Genomic DNA, 17,047 nt, shown 5'->3' on the forward strand with positions numbered 1-17,047 from the left:
CGGGAGGCGGTTCACGAGGAACCAGAACCCGTTCGGCGGACTGGTTGTCTCATGGGGTTTCTCCCGGGTCACCGCCGCCGAACAGCAGCTCCGACAGCTGGTCGGCGTATGCGTGGAACTCCGGCGTCCGCATCATCGCCGGGGTGCGGGGCCGCGGCAGGTCGACGGGGACGGTCTTGAGCACTCGGCCGGGGCGCGGCGTCATGACCGCGACCATGTCCGACAGCAGCACCGCCTCGGAGATCGCGTGCGTGACGAGCAGCGTGGTCACCGGGCGAGCCGCCCAGATTCGTTGCAGTTCCAGGTTGAGCCGCTGCCGTGTCATGTCGTCGAGCGCGCCGAACGGCTCGTCGAGCAGCAGCACCTTCGGCTCGACCACGAGGGCGCGGGCGATGGCCACCCGCTGCCGCATGCCGCCGGACAGCTGGGCGGGGCGTGCCTTTTCGAACCCGTCGAGCCCGACCAGCCGGATCAGGTCCGCGACGGCGGGGGGCGGCACCTTCAGCCCGGAGATCTCCAGCGGCAGCCGGATGTTCGCGGCGACCGAGCGCCACGGCAGCAGCGCGCTGTCCTGGAACGCGATGCCGAGGTGGTGCAGGCGGCGCGCCGTCTCCGGCGGCTCGCCGTGCACCAGGGCGGTGCCGGCCGACGGGGAGTCAAGGCCGGCCAGGATGCGCAGGACGGTGGACTTGCCGCACCCGGAAGGGCCGAGGAGGGACAGGAACTGCCCCTCCCGGCTCTCCAGGTCGACACCGTCCAGCGCGACGACGCTCCGGCGGCCCATCGGGAACTCCTTGCGGAGGCCGGTCAGGCACAGCCCGGAGGCGGTCGAGGTCGCGGCGGTCTCGATGGTCATCGTCGGTCAGATCAGGCTCGGGTCGTCTTTGTAGATCCCCTCGAGGACCGACAGGTCGAACAGCTTGTCCGCGGTGAAGTCGAGCCCGCCGATGGCGAGCGTCTTGAGGTTGGCCTCGATCAGGTCCGGGGTGACGGTGAACAGCCCGTTCTTGGTGGTGTCAGCGGTGAGGATGAGCTCGTTCTCCGACTTGGACTCCAGGGTCTGCTCAGGGATGGTCAGCCCGAGACCCTTGCCGTAGGTGTTCACGGTGAGCGTCGCGCCGAGCGCCGGGTTGGCGATGTTGTCCTTCCAGCCCTTGATCTCGGCGGTCAGGAACGCCTTGACCACGTCGGGCGTGGACGAGATCGTGCTTGTCTTGGTGAAGTAGGTCTCCGACACCAACGGGTAGCCCTGGTCGGCGAGCAGGAACGTGGTCACGTCGAAGCCCTTGGAGCGCAGCTCGTTCGGCTCGTTGGTGATGAAGGAGAACCAGCCGTCGACGGTGCCCTGGGTGAGCGGCGTTGGGTCGAACTGGACGGGGACCACCTTGATCTTGGACGCGTCAAGCTTGGCGGCCTTGATGAACGCGCTCCACACCGAGGTGTTGGCGACTTGCACGCCGATCTTCTTGCCGTACATGTCCTGCGCGGATTTGATCGGTGACTTGGTCATCGACATGATCGCGAACGGGTTCTTCTGGTACTGCGCGCCGATGATCTTCAAATCGGCGCCCTTGAGTATCGCGGCGCCGGTGATGTCGGGGGAGGAGACGCCGAACAGGGCCTTGCCCGACTGGACGTCGGCCTCCATCGGGGTCGCCGACGCGCCGCCCGCGATCAGGTTGACCGCGCTGAAGCCCTGGGCCTTGTAGTAGCCCTTGCTGTCGGCGATGTAGGAGCCGGCGAATTCCACGTTCTTGATCCAGGACAGGCGATAGCTCAGCGCGCCCAGGTCAGCCGCCGCGGTCGAGGACGCGCTTGTCGAGGCGTCGGCGGTGGCTCCCGCGGACGACGTCGACGAGCTTGACGAGCTTGAGCAGGCCGCGAGCACCGGGCCGGCCAGCGCGGCCAGTCCGCCCGCGATCAGCAGACGCCGCCTGCCAAGGCCGGCGTCCGCGACGTTCACCGTGGCGGAGGTTCTATTGGTAGCCATCGAGACGAAAGTGCCCCTCTCACTTTTATGCGCACGGCGCGCCATAGCGCCCGGATTGAGCCGACGCTAAAGTGGGGCAATTTCCAACAAATGATCCGGATATGTCATGGTTGTTACGTTGCCTTTCCCGCCGCCATGGCCGGCGGGATCACCGGCCGGACGATGTCCAGCGGCCCCTCGGGCACCGCGATCGCCGCCGCCGACCAGCCCCAGATGGACAGCATCACCCGCGCGGGGTCGCGGTAGCCGTCACGGCCGTGCGTGAGCCGGTAGTTGTCGACGCAGATTAGGTCCCCGGCCGCCGCCTGGAACATCGGCCCGGCGTCGCGTGCCATCGTCACCGCCCGCGACCAGCGTTCGATCAGCGCCGCGTGCGCCGCCTCGTCCTGCGGTGCCTGGCCGGGAACCGGCGCCTGGAAGGGATGATGCCTGACCTGAACCCGGCCCGAGCCGGGCAGCCACCGGGCGATGGGCGCGTGCGCCGCGAGCGGGAAGTTAGGCTCCGACTGGTCGATCTCGGTGTGCCAGGCGAACCGGGCGACCGGGGCGTACTCCGGGTCCTCAGCCATCGCCTCGAGCAAGCGCAGCCCGTCGACCAAGAACGACGCGCCCTCGCCGTACCCGTCAGGCCGCCCGCACCACAGGAACAGGTAGTCGGGACCGAAGTCGCCGAACCCGAATCCGTCGTTGTGCGGTGTCATCCGCTCCGCCGTCGCGGTGAACCGGCGCTTGCGGCCGCGCTCGTCGGCCGGCTGGTCGTCGACGACGGCGGCCTCCGCCTCCTGCTTCGCCTTCGTCGCCTCGAACTGCAGCCCGAACCGGCGCAGGTCGCCGCCGAGAAACGCCCGCCCGGCGGCCAGGGCGGCATCCTGGTCGCGGCATCCGGGCAGGATCGCCGCGCCGCGCTCACCAACCTCGGCGCGCGCCTCCGCTGGGCTGCCTACGCGCTGCGGAACGACGCTGGCCAGGGAGAAATCCATGCCAAAACCCCTTATTATCCCGAACGGATGCGGCTGCCTCTGGCCCCGACGCTAACCCCGCCGGGTTTCACCGGCGTTTCCGCCGTGCAATGCCCGACGGCGCGGCCGGCTTGGCCGGCGTGACGGGCCCGGCCGCACGGCCGGGCGCGGGCGGCCTCCGGGGGGTAGGTTGGCGGGCGTGAGCTTCGAAGTCAGCCCGGACGCCTACGCGCGGTTCATGGGGCAGTATTCCGAGCCGCTCGCGCCGCTGTTCGCTGATCTGGCCGGGGTCCGCCACGGCCAGCGCGTGCTCGATGTGGGATGCGGCCCTGGCGCGCTGACAGCTGAGCTGGCGAGCCGGGTCGGCCCGGATAACGTCAGCGCCGCGGAACCGTCGGCGTCGTTCGCCGCAGCGGTGCGGGTACGGCTGCTTGGCGTGGATGTCCGGCAGGCGGCCGCCGAGAAGCTGCCCTTTCCCGGCGCGGCGTTCGACGGCACGATGGCGCAACTGGTCGTCCATTTCATGGCCGACCCGGTGCGGGGCCTGCGGGAGATGCGCCGGGTGACGGTGCCGGGCGGCACTGTCGCGGCATGCGTGTGGGATCACGCGGGCGAGCGCGGGCCGCTCGCCGCGTTCTGGTCCGCGGCGCGCGAGCTAGATCCTGCTGTCACCGACGAGTCGGGCCTGCCCGGCGTCCGCGAAGGTCACCTGGCCAGCCTGTTCACCGAGGCCGGGCTCGGCAGCACGCGGGAAAGCACGCTGACCGTCCGCGTCCGTCACCCGGGCTTCGACGAGTGGTGGCAGCGGTTCACGCTCGGCGTCGGTCCCGCCGGTGACTACGTAGCGTCCCTTCCGCCAGACCGCACGGCCGCGCTGCGTGAACGTTGCCGGCGCCTGCTCCCCGGTGATGCCGTGGAGATCACCGCCGTCGCCTGGGCAGCCACCGGCCGCGCCTGACCCGGCCGGCGGACTGAGTCGGGTTCGGCGGTAGCCGTCGGCGCGCGGGGCGGCAGCCGGCTGCCTGTTGCCTGTTGCCTGTTGCGTGTTGCCTGTTGACTGTCAGCGGCTGCGGTCAGTGGTGACCGCCGGCCGCCCCGCCGTGATGTCCGGCCTGGCTCGCCGCGTGGGTCGCCGCCTCGGTGGCGGCCGAGATCGCGGCCTGGGTGGCGGCCTGCGTTGCGGCGTCGACCGAGGCCTGGACGGCGGCGTCGGTCGCAGCCCTGATCGCCGCTTCCGTGGCCGCCGCGGTGGCCGCCCTGGTGGCGTCGCTCGCCGCCCGAGCCGCATCGTCGCTTGCCGCGTCCGTCACCGCCCGTGTCACGCCGGCGCTCGCCGCATCGCCCTTCGCCACCTGCCGCAGCCGCTTGCGCGCCGCGCTTCCGGCCCTGCCGGGAAACACGATGCCGGTCACCTCGATCGCGGAGGCCAGCCCGGCCAGCGCCACCTGTGCGCTGTCGACGGTGCCGGTGCTCACCGCGATGATCTCAAGCCGTGCCCGCGCCTGCGCCGCCCGCCCGCTGTCGACGACCGTCCACCGGGTGACCGGGATGAATCCAAGCGCCTTGCGCCGCTCCGCGCGGATTATCCCCGTGGCCTCGGCCCTGGCGAGGTACCGCTCGACGAGCCCCCGCCGGTCACGCGCCACCCAGGCCTTCGCGGTGGGCCCGCCACGCCTGCCGCCGGTCATGCTGCCCAGGGCGTCATCGAGCAGCGCGTCGCCAGTCGGCGCGCTGTCGAGTACCTCGATCCGGCCGCCCACGACATCGACCCGGCGCGCGGCGGCGAGCCGGACGAGTTCCGACCCGGCAAGCCCGAAGCGCAGCGTGGTCCCAATGGGCAGCCTGCCGTCGGCGCGCGCGGCAAGCAGCAGGAGGTCATCACCAAGCTCGTCCATGTTCCGACGATAACGGCGCGCGGCCGGCCGGGCACCCCGCGCCGCTGCGGGGGTCGTCTCGACGCCGCGCCGGGCGTCAACCGGCGCCGCCCCCGGCCGGAGCGATGATTACGGCTGGCCCGGCACGTCTTAACAGAGAGCCAACTCGCCGGAAGGAGCCATCGGTGACCGAGATGAAGAGCGACACGCTGGACGCGCGACGCTCGCCGGGCATTTCCCTGACCGCACGGTCGTGACCTATGACCCCCGCTCGTCAGGGCGGAGTCAGCGCACCGATGGCGCCCCGGTGACCACGCCGCAGGAGCACGCCGATGACCTGCACCGGCTCATCGCCGCGCTCGGTGCCGGGCCAGCGGACATCTTCGCGAGTAGCGGCGGCGCGGTCAACGCGCTTGTGCTTACCGCCGGGCACCCGGAACAGGTCAGGACGCTGGTCGCGCACGAGCCGCCCGCCTTCGGCGAACTGCCCGACGCCGACACGGTCCTCGCCGTCTGCGCGGACATCCGCCAGACGTACGAGCGACGCGGCCACGGGCCGGCGATGGCGAAGTTCATCGACGTCGTCATGCAGCAGGGCCCGCTTCCCGCCGACTACCTGAGCCGGCCTGCTCCGGATCCCGCGGCCTTCGGGTTGCCCGCCGACGACGACGGCTCGCGCGACGACCCGCTCCTGGGACAGAACATGCCGTCGTGCCCGGCGTACCGACACGACTTCGATGCGCTCCGGGCGGCGGCCACCCGCGTCATCGTGGGTGTCGGGGAAGAGTCAGGCGCAACGGTCACCGGGCGCGCCGCCACCGCAGTCGCCGAGCGGCTTGGCGTGCCGCCGGTCACGTTCCCCGGCGGCCACGCCGGATTCCTCGGCGGCGAGTACGGCCAGACCGGCAAGCCGGACGCCTTCGCCGCCACACTGCGCGAGGTGCTGAGTCAGCCCTGAGGTCTCACCTGAGTCCCTCGCCGTCAGCAAGTGGATCGAGAAACGAACCGGCTTCGCCCTTCCCGGACGCCGCGCCAGCCGTACGTACGTGCCCTGGGGCTGGCGCCATGTCGAAAGGGCGTAAGTCCGGGACCAAAGCCACTTCATTTGGTTCTAATACGGCGGTAATGAAGAAAGGGGAAAGGGAAAGCAGCAGGCTTGCCCTTATCCCCGCGTACAGGAGAGAGATGAGGGTCGTGTACGAGAAGATCCTGGTGGCGGTCGACCAGTCACCGATTTCCGACAGGGCGGTCCTGGCGGCCCGGGATTTGGCCCAGCTGTCCAAGGGCGAAGTGTGGCTGCTGCACCTCCGCGAGTTTGAGTGGGGCGGCAGAGCCGGCGCGCTGCCTCCCCGCGAGACCCCAAGTGAGGCCGAGGCCGAGGTCAAGGCGTCCGTCGAGATCTTGACTCAAGCCGGAGTCAAGGCCCACGGCGTGGTAAAGAACACCGGGTACGGCTACGCTGCGCGCGAGATCGTCGCTGACGCAATCGAGCTTGATTGCGGCATCATCGTCATGGGCTCGCGCGGCCGCAGCGACCTAGCCGGACTGGTCCTCGGCAGTACCGCGCACAAGGTCATCCACCTGACCGACCGGCCTGTGCTGATCGTTCGCTAGGGCTTTGACGCGGACCGCGGCCGTGGCACAACGCTTCCCGGGGCTTGTCCGCGTGTCGTCGGGAGCGTGCGGTATGTCCCCGCCCGGTACGGGCCCGGTAGACGGGCGACCGCTGCGGTCGCGGTCCAGAAAACTTGCCATGCCCGAAACAATGACTGCGCGCACGCGCATGGCGAAGGCCAGCCCGCAAGCCTGAGCGTGCCCGCGTTTTGCCTGCCCAGGGTACCCTGCCAGCCGTTTGGGCCGACGAGCCCGGTAGGCCGTGACCTTGTGCCCCGCTCGCTGATGGCGTTAACTGGGTTTGCGGCCCGCCCGGCCTAGACCTCGCCGCTATGAGGTGACCGCGGAAAGAGGCTGAGGTTATGGGTGCTGCAATTGACGTTCTCGCGGATTGTGCGCGGGCAGACGCGCTCCGCTCACCGCCGGCTGCGGAAGCACCGGGCGGTGCCCAGGCCGCCGACGCGGCGGACGGGCTGGGTTTTCCTGATATTCCGCGGCTGGAGCTGGATCAGCTGCTGGTGCAGCTGAGGGACCGCGCTGATGACGTGCTCGCTGCCCAGGGGCGGCTGCGCGGGCTGCTGCGCGCCAACGCCCTGGTCGCCGGGGATCTGAGCTTGCCGGTGGTGCTGCGGCAGATCGTGGATGCGGCCCGAGACCTTGTCGGTGCCCGGTACGCGGCGCTCGGCGTGCTGGGCCGCGACGGGGAACTGGAACAGTTCGTGCACGCCGGCATGGACGAAAAACTGGTCGCCGCGATCGGTGACCTGCCAAAGGGACGGGGGATCCTGGGGCTGCTGGTCAGCGAGCCGGTCCCGCTGCGGCTCGATGACCTGTCTGGTCATCAGGCATCGGCGGGGTTCCCGCCGGGGCATCCGCCGATGAGCGGGTTCCTCGGCGTCCCGGTCCGCATCGGGGAGGAGGTCTTCGGCAACCTCTACCTCACCGAGCGGTTCCGGGGCGGGGAGTTCACCGCCGACGATGAGCAGCTGGCGATCGCGCTGGCCGCGGCCGCCGGCGCGGCAATCGCCAACGCACGGCGGTTCGCCGAATCCGAGCAGCGCCGCCGCTGGCTGGATGCCTCCGCTGAGCTTACGCCTTTGCTGCTGTCCGGGGAGGCAATGCAGCCGCACGCGCTGATGACCCGGTTCGCCGCGGCCGCCGCGGACGCTGACTTCGCCACGCTGACAGTGCCCTGCGGCGCGGACCAGGTCATCGTCACGAGCGTCGCCGGAGTGCTCGCCGCCGGGATGCTCAACCAGACAGCGGCGCTGGCGGACTCACCAGCCGGGCAGGCGATCCGCACCGGCAAGCCCGTCCTGGTCACCGGCGAGGGCCGCGAGGCGATCGCCGTTGCGCTGGGTGCCGGCACTGGCCCGCTGGTTATCGTCCCGCTGGCCGCCAGCGAGCAGGTCCACGGCGCCCTGATGCTGGGCCGGCTGGCCTCGCGCCCGGGATACACCGGCACGGACCTGGACATGGCCGCGTCCTTCGCCGCCCATGCCGCCGTGGCGATGGAGCTCGCCCAGGCCCGCGCCGACCAGATCATGCTGGCCCAGGCCGAAGACCGCGACCGGATCGCAGGCGACCTGCACGACCATGTCATCCAGGAGCTGTTCGCCCTCGGCATGACACTGCAAGGCCATGCCGCCCGCTCCGATCCCGCGGCCGCGGCGCTGGTCAGCGGCTACGTGGACACCCTTGATGAGGTCATCAAGAAGATCCGCACCAGCATCTTCGGGCTTCAGCAGCCCCGTCAGGTCCCTGCCGGGCTGCCCGCCCGAGTGATGGAGATCATCGACGAGCACACCGCGCAGCTCGGCTTCACCGCCGACGTCAGCTTCGCCGGCCCGCTCGACGCCGGCCCGGACGAGGCGCTGGCCCACGACATCCTCGCCGTCACCCGCGAAGCCCTGTCCAACTGCGCCCGCCACGCCCGCGCCAGTGCCGTGGCCGTCTCCCTGGTGCTCCAGGACGGGCTAGTCACCCTCGACATCACCGACAACGGCATCGGCCTCGGCACGCCCGCTCGCTCCAGCGGCCTGGCCAGCATGCGCCGCCGCGCCAAGCGCAACGGCGGTACTTTCGAGCACACCGCCCCCGCCGGCGGCGGCACCCGCCTGACCTGGACGGCCCGCCTGCACCAGCCACCACAGCCTGGCCTGCAGCAGGCTTAGGCACCGGCTGCAGAGCCGCCGCGGCGATGGCTGCGATCCGGCTCCATGATGACCTTCGCGCGGCCACGCGCTCCCGTTGCGGCTGGCCTTGGCGAGCCCGCTGGATGACTGGCATTGGGACTACTGGTCACCAGCCTGTCCGCGGGGCCGGGAGGGCTGGGAGGGCCGCTATTGGGGACCTTCGCCCCTGACCAGCCAGCAGCTGCGGCGTGATGCTGGCCTCAAGGCAATATGAGGGGATTCGTCATGAAAGTTCTGGTCATCGTTCTTGTCATCGTCGCGGTGCTGGTCGTGATCGGGCTGGCGATGGCGCTGAAGATCGTCAAGCAGTACGAGCAGGGCGTGCTGTTCCGGCTCGGCCGGGTCCGGGGCCCGCGGAACCCGGGGCTGCGGTTGATCATCCCGTTCATCGACGTGCTGCACCGGGTGTCGCTGCGGATTGTCACGATGCCGATCCAGTCCCAGGGCATCATTACCAGGGACAACGTCAGCGTCGACGTGTCCGCGGTCGCCTACTTCCGGGTGACGGACGCGGTGAAGTCGGTCGTCGCGATCGAGAACGTCCGCGCCGCCATCGACCAGATCGCCCAGACCACGCTCCGTAAAGTCGTGGGCCAGCACTCCCTCGACCAGACCCTGTCGGAGACCGACCAGATCAACCTGGACATCCGCCAGATCCTGGACGTCACCACTGTCGACTGGGGCGTCGAGGTGACCCTGGTAGAGCTCAAGGACATCCAGCTGCCCGACAGCATGAAGCGCGCCATGGCCAGGCAGGCAGAGGCCGAGCGGGAGAAGAGGGCCAAGATCATCAACGCCGAGGGCGAGGCAATGGCTGCCGCCGCGCTGGGCGACGCCTCCGACACCATGATGTCCCACCCCCTCGCCTTGCAGCTGCGCAACCTGCAGAGCCTGGTCGAGATCGGCGTGGACAAGAACACCACCGTGGTGTTCCCCGCCCCGCTGATGAGCACCATCGAGGAGCTCGGCTCCTTCCTCGCCCGCGAGAAGGCCGCCGCGAGCACCGCGGCAGCGTCCCTCAGCACCGCGCCCGCACCCGTGCCGGCACCGGCAGGAGTCACCCAGGCCGCATAGGTGGCCAGGACCGCGGCCTTCCGCGGAGGCAAGCATTTCCAGGGCTCCCGCCCGCCTAGAGACCCGGTGAACGGCCGCCGGCGGAACCGCCGAGGCAAGTTGGCACCGGCGGGACGCCGCGGCAGGAACCGGCCGAGACCGATACAGAGGAGCAGCGAATGCCAGGACACGAACACCGCGCCGAGTCCCGCATCGTGACGGGGGTCGACGGCTCGCCCTCGTCGCTGAGCGCCCTGCGCTGGGCGGTCCGGCAGGCCGGGCTCACCGGCGCGGCCGTGGATGCGGTGATCGCCTGGCACTACCCGGTCATCGTCGGCGGCGGCTACGGAGTGGCACCAATGGTTACGGCAGGAGGCTTTGACTTCAAGGAGAACGCGGAGAAGGTCCTTGCCGACGCGATCAGCAGCGCCGTCGACCCGGGCAGCGGTGTCCCCGTGCACGCCCGCGCCGTTGAGGGCAATCCCGCGCAGGTGCTGCTGGATGCCTCCGCCGACGCCGACCTCCTGGTGGTGGGCAGCCGCGGGCACGGCGGATTCACCGAGGCCCTGCTCGGCTCGGTCAGCCAGCACTGCGTGCATCACGCGCGCTGCCCCGTTGTCGTGATCCGCGGCAATGACCATGACTGACCGGCCGGGGGAGGGCGCCGCGCACGCAGCGAGCATGATCCCGTCGCAGCGCGTTAAGGCGCACGCGCGCAGCCAGCATGATGCAGGCCTGAGGTCAGCTGCGCAACGGCTGCGCTAGCCCTTGCCCTTCCCCTTGCCATGCCCTGCTCCGGGCGGGCCGCCAGCGTGATGTGCGTGCCGTTTGCCAGGCGCCGCGCGGTGCGGTGCGGCGCGGACGACGCTGGCCGTCTGGACGGCGAGTCCGTCCTTGGCGGCGGCGTGTCCGGTCGCGGCCCTGGCGGCCGGCGAGGTGGCGGACCGAATGGGCGCTGTCTGCCGCGGCCGGTCGGACACGCGGGTAGCTCCCGGTGCCTTGGGGTGCGTGCCGTGCGGAGTTGGCGTGCTTGCCGCGGCCGGCAAGCCGGCGGCCGTCGCGTGCCGTGGCGAGGCATTCAGCGCGAACCCGGCAGAGATGCCGGACGCCACGATGGCCAGCGCGGCCGCGGAGAGCAAGGATCGCCGTGTCTTAGGTGCGGCGGGGCTGGTCACGGCCATCGCAGGCGGAGTCGCGGCCATCGCAGGCGGATAGGCCACGCGGCGGAGCATCCGCTCGGCCGCCGCGGCGTCAAGACGCTCGTCCGGGTTCTTGCGCAGCAGCCCGCTGATCACCGGCCAGAGCAGCGGGCCGGCGTGGATGGCAAGCTCGGGCTCGTCAGCGACCGCGGCGGTCAGGCTGGCGAGCGCGTCGCCATCCCTGTCGAACGGCGCGTGGCCCTCGACCGTCGCGTACAGCGACGCACCCAGGCTCCACAGGTCCGACGCGGGTTTGGGCCGTCCGCCCCTGGCGCGCTCCGGTGCGATGTAGCACGGCGACCCGATCAGCAGGCCCGCGGTGATGGTCGAGGGGCCGACGGTCCGCGCGATGCCGAAGTCTGTCAGCACCGCCCGGTCCGGCGCGATCGCGATGTTCGCCGGCTTGACGTCCAGGTGCACGATGCCTTCCGCGTGCGCGGCCCGCAGCGCGGCGAGGATGTCGAGGCCGATCCTGGCCGCATGCTCCGGGCTGAGCGGACCCTCTTGGTCGATCATGTCGCGCAGCGAGCCTGGCGGAAGAAGTTCCATGACGATCCAGGGGCGGCCGTCTTCCTCGGCAACGTCAAAGACCCGCACCACATTGCGGTGACTGAGCCTGGCGGCGACCTGAGCCTCCCTGGTGGCCCTGCGGCACGCGGCGAGCCGTTCCTCCGCGGACCAGGAAGCCGGCCAGACCAGCTCCTTCACCGCCACGTCACGGCTCAGGAGTTCATCCCGAGCTCCCCACACGACGCCCATGCCGCCACGGCCGAGGACCGTGCCAAGCCGGTATCTTCCCATGATCAAGCGCTCTGCCCCAGCCACATCCATGTCGCCCCGTGTACCCGGCGAATACGGACGCTAACGAGCATTCCTACTCAGATTACTAACGAATGTTGCGTTTAGGATCGCGAGCTTCGATGGCGGCCGGGCTTTCGGTTTCCGTGATGTAGCGGGAGTCAGCGGCGCAGGCTGGTCGCCTGCTCCAGGCGGGACAGCTTCTCGGGGTTGCGCACCGCGTACAGCCCGGTGATGAGACCCTCCTCGACGCGCAGCGCGATGACGGTGTCCACCTCGCCGTTGAACCGCAGTATCAGCGCGGGGTAGCCGTTGACCTGCGCGGGCTCCACCGCGGCGACGCCGGCGATCCTGCCGAGACCGATCGTCAGCAGGCGAGCCACCCGGTCGGCGCCCACGATCGGCGTGGTAACGGCCTCGACGATTCCGCCGCCATCGCCGAGGAAGACCACGTCGGGCGCGAGGATGTCGAGCAGGTGCCGCAGGTCGCCCGTCTCCGTCGCCAGATGGAAGGCCTGGAGCGCGTCACGGGTCTGCGCCGGGGAAACCGGCCCGCGCGGCCGCCGCGCCGCGACGTGCTCCCGCGCCCGGTGGGCGATCTGCCGGACCGCGGCCGGGCTCTTGCCGATCGCCTCGGCGACCTCGTCGTAGGGCAGGTCGAACACCTCGCGCAGCACGAACACCGCTCGTTCTGTCGGCGTGAGCGTCTCGAGCACCAGCAGCATCGCCATCGAGACGCTGTCCGCGAGCTCAACGTCCTCGGCCACGTCGGGCGCGGTGAGCAGCGGCTCTGGCAGCCACGGGCCGACGTACGACTCCTTGCGGCGGCCGAGCGTGCGCAGTCGGCTCAGCGCTTGGCGCGTGGTGACCTGAACCAGGTACGCGCGCTGGTCCCGCACGGCATCCAGGTCGACGCCGGCCCAGCGCAGCCAGGTCTCCTGCAAGACGTCCTCGGCGTCGGCGGCCGAGCCGAGCATCTCGTAGGCGACGGTGAAGAGCAGATTGCGGTGGGCGAGGAACGCCTCGGTGGCGGGGTCCATGCCTGCCATGGCTGGCTCTCCTTCAACTCTCGACGGCGTATACCCACCAGACACCGCACTCCACCGTGATGTGACAGCGGCAGGGCAGCTGCTCCGTGTGTGCCACGTCACCTCTGCGGCACTGTCACAAGCGGCGCGGCGGCAGCATCTCGTGTTCGTACAGTCCGGCGACCCACAAGTGAGGACGAGACGAAATGACGGAATCCCGGTTCGACATGTTCAGCAACGAGCTCGGCGCCAGGTTCGGCAAGCGGTTCGCAAGCGCCAGCATGGTGATCGCGCAGTCGACGCTGCCGAGGTCCACCCAGGAACTGGTCGGGCTGCGCGCCAGCCAGATCAACGGCTGCGGCTGGTGCACGGACCTGCACACCAAGGAGGCAGCGGCGGCAGGCGAAACCGCGGTCCGGCTCAACCTGGTCGCCGCCTGGCGGGAGACCACCGTGTTCACCGAGGCCGAGCAGGCAGCGCTCGCGCTCGCCGAGGAGGGCACCCGGCTCGGCGACGCCAGCCACGGCGTCTCCGACGAGACCTGGGCGCAGGTCCGCAAGCACTACGACGATGACCAGGTCGCCGCGCTCGTCTGCCTGGTCGCCATGATCAACGCGGCCAACCGGCTCGGCGTGATCGTCCGGCAGAAGGGCGGCTCCTACCAGCCCGGCATGCTCGCCAGCCTGACCAGCTGACGAGCGGCGCGATCGCGGCCCGGCCCCGGACCATTCGGCCGGGGCCGGGCCGCGTAAGGCTGCTAGTAGAAACTCATAAGTTCCTTCCCGGTTGCCTTCCAGGGTGGCGGTCACATCGGGTGACCGGAGGTCGCGAAGTCGGCAGCAGTACGGCCCTGGAATGTCAGTGGGCCGTGGTTCCGTGGTGCGCATGCCGAGGAAACGCGACCCGGGGGGCCCAAAGGTGGTGCTGCGTACCGCCCGGTGCGGGCTGCGCGCCACTCCTGCCCAACGGGGCAGGCTGTTCGCGCTGCTGCGGTCGGCGGGCGACGTGTGGTGCTCCGTGCTGGAACTGAACCGGTGGCGTCGCCAGCGCGGCCACCGCCCGGTAGTCGGCTTCCAGGCGCTGTGCCGGGAGCTGTCTACGGCCGGGCACGTTCGGGGAACTCGACGCCGCCGGGGCGCGCTCGGTGCTGAGCCGCTACTCCTCCGCCTGGTTCGCCGCGGCGAAGCGGCGCAAGGCGGGGGATCTGACGGCCCGCTACCCGCGTCGCCGACGCTCCCTGGTCCCGGTCTCGTGGTACCACGGCACCTTCACCCTCAGCGGGCGGGAGCTGACGGTCCCGGTCGCCCGCGGCTGCCCCGGCCTGGTGCTGCGCCTGGACCGGGACGTTCCCTCCCCTGTAGAGCAGATCCGCTCGGTCAGGCTCGGCTTCGCCGACGGGCGCCTGTACGCGGACGTGACCGCCGAGGTGCCCGTCGCGGTCTACCCGCCAGGTGAGGGGCCGGACCCGGCCCGGGTCGCCGGGGTTGACCTTGGCGTCATCCACCCCTACGCGGTCGCCGGCCCCGGCGGTGAAGGGCTGCTGGTGTCCGGGCGGGCGGTCCGGGCCGAGCACCGTCAGCACTTGCGTGACCGCAAGGGCCGCTCCCACGCCGCCGCTGCCCGCGCCCCAAAGCCCGGGCAGAAGGGTTCACGGCGCTGGCGTAAGCACCGACGGCGGCAGAGGGCCGCCGACGCCCGCCACGCCCGCAGGGTCGTCCAGGTCCGCCACGAGGCCGCCCGCGAGGTCGTTACCTGGGCTGTGCAGAACCAGATCGGCACCCTGGTGGTCGGCGACCCCGCCGGGGTCTTGAAGCTGGACGCGGGGCCGCGGCATAACAAGCGGGTCCGGGACTGGGCGCCCGGGCAGCTGGCCCAAGCCCTGGCCGATAAAGCGGCCGCAGCCGGCATCACGGTGCACAGGGTGGACGAGCGGGGCACGTCCTCGACCTGCCCTGCCTGCGCTCGCAGGATCCCCAAGCCCACGGGGAGAGTCTTCACGTGCCCGCACTGCGGGCAAAGCGGCCACCGTGACCTTGTCGGCGCCGCGAACATCGCCGCCCGGGTTCCCGGCGGCGGGATCATCCCCCCGGTCCCCCGCGGGACCGGGGTCACGCACCGTCGTGCGGGACGGAACCTGCCAGGCGCAGGACCTAACGCGCGGCGTGACCCCCGGCGCAGGCCCCCATCATGGCCCGCACCCCGGAGGCACCTGGCCGGCACCGGCCCGCCCCCACGCCCGCGCCACCCGGCCGGGGAGGCACTGGGGGAGTCGCTCGCGGAAACCGCGAGGAGCACGCAAGCCCGAGACACCCCGTCAAGGACTTAAATGCAGATGCACTAGCGTGGTCGGGTGACCGTGCTGCGGGTTCCACATTTCCTCGGCGAGTACCTACCAGAGCTGGACCTGCCCCTCCAAGGGGACGACGTGATCTTGTCCGATCTGCCAGCCGGAGATACCTGGGTCCGGCTCGCGGCGCTCTTGGCTCCTGTCGCCGACGCCGTGGCCGTGGCGGCGGGCCGCGGCGAGCGCCCTGTCGTGGTCTCCGGCGACTGCACCACCGCATTCGGCACGGTGGCCGGATTGCAGCGCGCGGGCATTGACCCGGCGGTGGTCTGGTTCGACGCGCATGGCGATGTGCAGACGCTGGAAACCACTGCCTCCGGCTTTGTGGGCGGCTTCGCGCTGCGGATGCTCCTCGGCTACCGGCCGGAGTGGGTCGCCTCTCGGCTCGGACTGCGACCGGTTCCCGAGCACCGGGTGGTGCTCGCGGGTGCCAGGGACCTCGACCCGCCCGAGGTCGCCTACCTGGAAGGCTCGGGCATCAGCCGCGCCGAGGTCGTTGGCCTCGCCTCGGCACAGCTGCCTGACGGGCCGCTCTACGTGCACCTCGACCTTGACGTCATCGACCCGATTGGCGTTCCCGGCCTGCGTTATCCGGCGCCAGGCGGCCCGAACTGCGCGCAGGTCACCGCGGCGCTCAGCATGCTCTTGGCGACCGGCCGGGTTGCCGCGGTCGGCATCGCCTGCACCTGGCATCCCGGCCACGACGCCGCCGCTGCTGTCGGCGACCGCCTGGAATCCGTGCTCGCCGCCAACTGACCAGCAGGGCCGGCCTAGGCGCGGCCGCGCGCACCGGCGATGCTTAGGACCATGGAATTCGAGCACATCCTCGTCGCGCGGACCGGCGACTTCGCCACCGTCACGATGAACCGGCCGCAGCGCCGCAACGCCCTGTCCCTCGAGCACATGCGCGAGCTGATCGCGGCCTTCCGCGACCTTGGCGACAGCGACGCACTCGGCATCGTGCTGGCAGGCAACGGCCCGGTGTTCAGCGCGGGGCACGACTTCGCCGCGGTTGCAGGCGCCGACCTGTCCGAGGTGCGCGCGCTGCTGCTCACCTGCACCGAGCTGATGACGCTCATGCAGCAGGTGCCGCAGCCGGTGGTGGCACGGGTGCACGGCCTCGCCACCGCGGCGGGCTGCCAGCTGGTCGCGACCGCCGACCTCGCCGTGGCGAGCGAGGACGCCGGCTTCGCGGCCCCCGGCGGCAAGGGCGGCTGGTTCTGCCACACGCCGATGGTGGCGATCGCCAGGAACGTCGGCCGCAAGCGCGCCATGGAGCTGGCCCTGTCCGGCGATGTCATCGACGCGGCCACCGCACTCGACTGGGGCCTGGTCAACCGCGTCGTGCCCGCCGACCGGCTCGACGAGGCGGTTCTCGACCTGCTGCGGCGCACCACGCGGGGTTCCGCGGAGAGCAAGGGGATCGGCAAGCAGGCGCTGTACGCCCAGATCGACCTCGACCAGCAGAAGGCGTACGCCTACGCGGTCGAGGTCATGGCCTCGACCAGCCAGCTTCCCGACGCCCAGGAAGGCATCCGCGCGTTCCTCGAGAAGCGCGCGCCCCACTGGCGCCACGCCGGCCGAGAGGCGGAGCCTTCCCGGAGCTAGCCGCGCCGGCTCAGGCGGGCTCGAAGTCGCGAACGTCCGTCACCGGGTACAGCTCGACCCGGTCTGGCCCGGGCAGCAGCGCCGGGTCCTCGCCCGGCAGCAGCTGGCTGCCCATGATCGCCTTCTGCGCGTCGAGCAGCGCCTGCTCGGTGTCGGCGATCGAGACCACGACCTTCGATCCGTCTTCGCGCTGCAGCACGTAGACGCGGAACCGCTGGCCTAGTGCGCTGACGGCGGGCACGATCCGCTCGCTGGTCGCGAAGTCGTCGGCGGCGATCTGCTCCGCGGTGCGCGGGCCGTCCAAGTAGGTGAGCTGTGCGTACATGGCGAGCCTCCTGTTGTTGCGGTTGATCCGTTACCGCCGACTCTGCCGTCGCGGCCGCCG

16 protein-coding genes and 1 pseudogene are annotated in these 17,047 nt (G+C 70.9%); 10 read left to right on the forward strand and 7 right to left on the reverse strand.

Features of this window, described 5'->3' with window-relative positions; all coding sequences use genetic code 11:
* Positions 1-49 precede the first annotated feature (49 nt).
* The 3 genes from EAS64_RS40495 to EAS64_RS40505 form a co-directional block, all read right to left on the reverse strand.
* Positions 50-856 (reverse strand): ABC transporter ATP-binding protein, encoded by an 807-nt coding sequence (locus tag EAS64_RS40495; RefSeq protein WP_145862021.1) that lies wholly within the window; start codon positions 854-856, stop codon positions 50-52.
* A gap of 6 nt (positions 857-862) precedes the next feature.
* Positions 863-1,990, reverse strand: a complete 1,128-nt coding sequence (locus tag EAS64_RS40500) for an ABC transporter substrate-binding protein (RefSeq protein WP_145862022.1) — start codon at positions 1,988-1,990, stop codon at positions 863-865.
* Positions 1,991-2,103: 113 nt separating this feature from the next.
* Positions 2,104-2,970: a TauD/TfdA family dioxygenase gene (locus EAS64_RS40505; RefSeq protein WP_145862023.1), complete on the reverse strand. Its 867-nt coding sequence runs from the start codon at positions 2,968-2,970 to the stop codon at positions 2,104-2,106.
* A gap of 178 nt (positions 2,971-3,148) precedes the next feature.
* Here EAS64_RS40505 and EAS64_RS40510 point away from each other — a divergent pair, with 178 nt between their 5' ends.
* The gene (locus EAS64_RS40510; RefSeq protein WP_145862024.1) at positions 3,149-3,907 is read left to right on the forward strand and encodes a class I SAM-dependent methyltransferase; all 759 of its coding nucleotides are present in this window, start codon (positions 3,149-3,151) and stop codon (positions 3,905-3,907) included.
* 115 nt (positions 3,908-4,022) lie between these two features.
* Here the strand turns inward: EAS64_RS40510 and EAS64_RS40515 are convergent, their stop codons facing one another.
* Entirely contained in the window at positions 4,023-4,844 is an 822-nt protein-coding gene (locus EAS64_RS40515; RefSeq protein WP_145862025.1) for a GOLPH3/VPS74 family protein, read from the reverse strand.
* A gap of 232 nt (positions 4,845-5,076) precedes the next feature.
* On the opposite strand from EAS64_RS40515, the gene EAS64_RS40520 reads away from it, so the two are divergent.
* The 5 genes from EAS64_RS40520 (at position 5,077) to EAS64_RS40540 (ending at position 10,332) form a co-directional block, all read left to right on the forward strand.
* Positions 5,077-5,781 carry an alpha/beta fold hydrolase gene (locus tag EAS64_RS40520; RefSeq protein WP_246116120.1) on the forward strand — a complete coding sequence of 235 codons (705 nt, stop codon included), beginning with the start codon at positions 5,077-5,079 and terminating at the stop codon, positions 5,779-5,781.
* Between the two features lie 227 nt (positions 5,782-6,008).
* Positions 6,009-6,437, forward strand: coding sequence for a universal stress protein (locus tag EAS64_RS40525; protein ID WP_187366536.1), 429 nt, complete (start codon positions 6,009-6,011; stop codon positions 6,435-6,437).
* Positions 6,438-6,799: 362 nt separating this feature from the next.
* Entirely contained in the window at positions 6,800-8,611 is a 1,812-nt protein-coding gene (locus EAS64_RS40530; protein ID WP_145862028.1) for a GAF domain-containing sensor histidine kinase, read from the forward strand.
* Between the two features lie 246 nt (positions 8,612-8,857).
* Positions 8,858-9,706, forward strand: coding sequence for a slipin family protein (locus EAS64_RS40535; protein WP_145862029.1), 849 nt, complete (start codon positions 8,858-8,860; stop codon positions 9,704-9,706).
* Between the two features lie 158 nt (positions 9,707-9,864).
* Positions 9,865-10,332, forward strand: a complete 468-nt coding sequence (locus EAS64_RS40540) for a universal stress protein (RefSeq protein ID WP_145862030.1) — start codon at positions 9,865-9,867, stop codon at positions 10,330-10,332.
* A gap of 114 nt (positions 10,333-10,446) precedes the next feature.
* Here EAS64_RS40540 and EAS64_RS40545 read toward each other — a convergent pair whose 3' ends face one another.
* The gene (locus EAS64_RS40545) at positions 10,447-11,685 is read right to left on the reverse strand and encodes a serine/threonine-protein kinase (protein WP_187366537.1); all 1,239 of its coding nucleotides are present in this window, start codon (positions 11,683-11,685) and stop codon (positions 10,447-10,449) included.
* A 158-nt stretch (positions 11,686-11,843) separates the two neighbouring features.
* Positions 11,844-12,731 (reverse strand): RNA polymerase sigma-70 factor, encoded by an 888-nt coding sequence (locus EAS64_RS40550; RefSeq protein ID WP_145862032.1) that lies wholly within the window; start codon positions 12,729-12,731, stop codon positions 11,844-11,846.
* Between the two features lie 185 nt (positions 12,732-12,916).
* Between EAS64_RS40550 and EAS64_RS40555 the strand changes: the two genes are divergently transcribed.
* The 4 genes and pseudogenes from EAS64_RS40555 to EAS64_RS40570 all read left to right on the forward strand — a co-directional run bounded on the left by EAS64_RS40555 (position 12,917) and on the right by EAS64_RS40570 (position 16,662).
* Entirely contained in the window at positions 12,917-13,405 is a 489-nt protein-coding gene (locus tag EAS64_RS40555; protein WP_145862033.1) for a carboxymuconolactone decarboxylase family protein, read from the forward strand.
* 446 nt (positions 13,406-13,851) lie between these two features.
* A pseudogene (locus tag EAS64_RS40560) lies at positions 13,852-15,036 on the forward strand (RNA-guided endonuclease TnpB family protein); the annotation flags it as partial.
* 24 nt (positions 15,037-15,060) lie between these two features.
* Positions 15,061-15,810 (forward strand): arginase family protein, encoded by a 750-nt coding sequence (locus EAS64_RS40565; RefSeq protein WP_145862035.1) that lies wholly within the window; start codon positions 15,061-15,063, stop codon positions 15,808-15,810.
* A gap of 51 nt (positions 15,811-15,861) precedes the next feature.
* Positions 15,862-16,662, forward strand: a complete 801-nt coding sequence (locus EAS64_RS40570) for an enoyl-CoA hydratase-related protein (RefSeq protein WP_187366538.1) — start codon at positions 15,862-15,864, stop codon at positions 16,660-16,662.
* Between the two features lie 10 nt (positions 16,663-16,672).
* On the opposite strand, the gene EAS64_RS40575 is transcribed toward EAS64_RS40570, so the two are convergent.
* Entirely contained in the window at positions 16,673-16,987 is a 315-nt protein-coding gene (locus EAS64_RS40575; RefSeq protein WP_145862037.1) for a hypothetical protein, read from the reverse strand.
* Positions 16,988-17,047 lie beyond the last annotated feature (60 nt).

Source organism: Trebonia kvetii (assembly GCF_007827045.1).
Lineage (GTDB): Bacteria > Actinomycetota > Actinomycetes > Streptosporangiales > Streptosporangiaceae > Trebonia > Trebonia kvetii.

Bases quoted from the DNA above. Each gene is read 5' to 3' on its own strand.
- EAS64_RS40495 (WP_145862021.1), bottom strand. From the start codon at position 856: ATGACCATCGAGACCGCCGCGACCTCGACCGCCTCCGGGCTGTGCCTG.
- EAS64_RS40500 (WP_145862022.1), bottom strand. From the start codon at position 1,990: ATGGCTACCAATAGAACCTCCGCCACGGTGAACGTCGCGGACGCCGGC.
- EAS64_RS40505 (WP_145862023.1), bottom strand. From the start codon at position 2,970: ATGGATTTCTCCCTGGCCAGCGTCGTTCCGCAGCGCGTAGGCAGCCCA.
- EAS64_RS40515 (WP_145862025.1), bottom strand. From the start codon at position 4,844: ATGGACGAGCTTGGTGATGACCTCCTGCTGCTTGCCGCGCGCGCCGAC.
- EAS64_RS40525 (WP_187366536.1), top strand. From the start codon at position 6,009: ATGAGGGTCGTGTACGAGAAGATCCTGGTGGCGGTCGACCAGTCACCG.
- EAS64_RS40530 (WP_145862028.1), top strand. From the start codon at position 6,800: ATGGGTGCTGCAATTGACGTTCTCGCGGATTGTGCGCGGGCAGACGCG.
- EAS64_RS40535 (WP_145862029.1), top strand. From the start codon at position 8,858: ATGAAAGTTCTGGTCATCGTTCTTGTCATCGTCGCGGTGCTGGTCGTG.
- EAS64_RS40540 (WP_145862030.1), top strand. From the start codon at position 9,865: ATGCCAGGACACGAACACCGCGCCGAGTCCCGCATCGTGACGGGGGTC.
- EAS64_RS40545 (WP_187366537.1), bottom strand. From the start codon at position 11,685: ATGGGAAGATACCGGCTTGGCACGGTCCTCGGCCGTGGCGGCATGGGC.
- EAS64_RS40550 (WP_145862032.1), bottom strand. From the start codon at position 12,731: ATGGCAGGCATGGACCCCGCCACCGAGGCGTTCCTCGCCCACCGCAAT.
- EAS64_RS40555 (WP_145862033.1), top strand. From the start codon at position 12,917: ATGACGGAATCCCGGTTCGACATGTTCAGCAACGAGCTCGGCGCCAGG.
- EAS64_RS40570 (WP_187366538.1), top strand. From the start codon at position 15,862: ATGGAATTCGAGCACATCCTCGTCGCGCGGACCGGCGACTTCGCCACC.
- EAS64_RS40575 (WP_145862037.1), bottom strand. From the start codon at position 16,987: ATGTACGCACAGCTCACCTACTTGGACGGCCCGCGCACCGCGGAGCAG.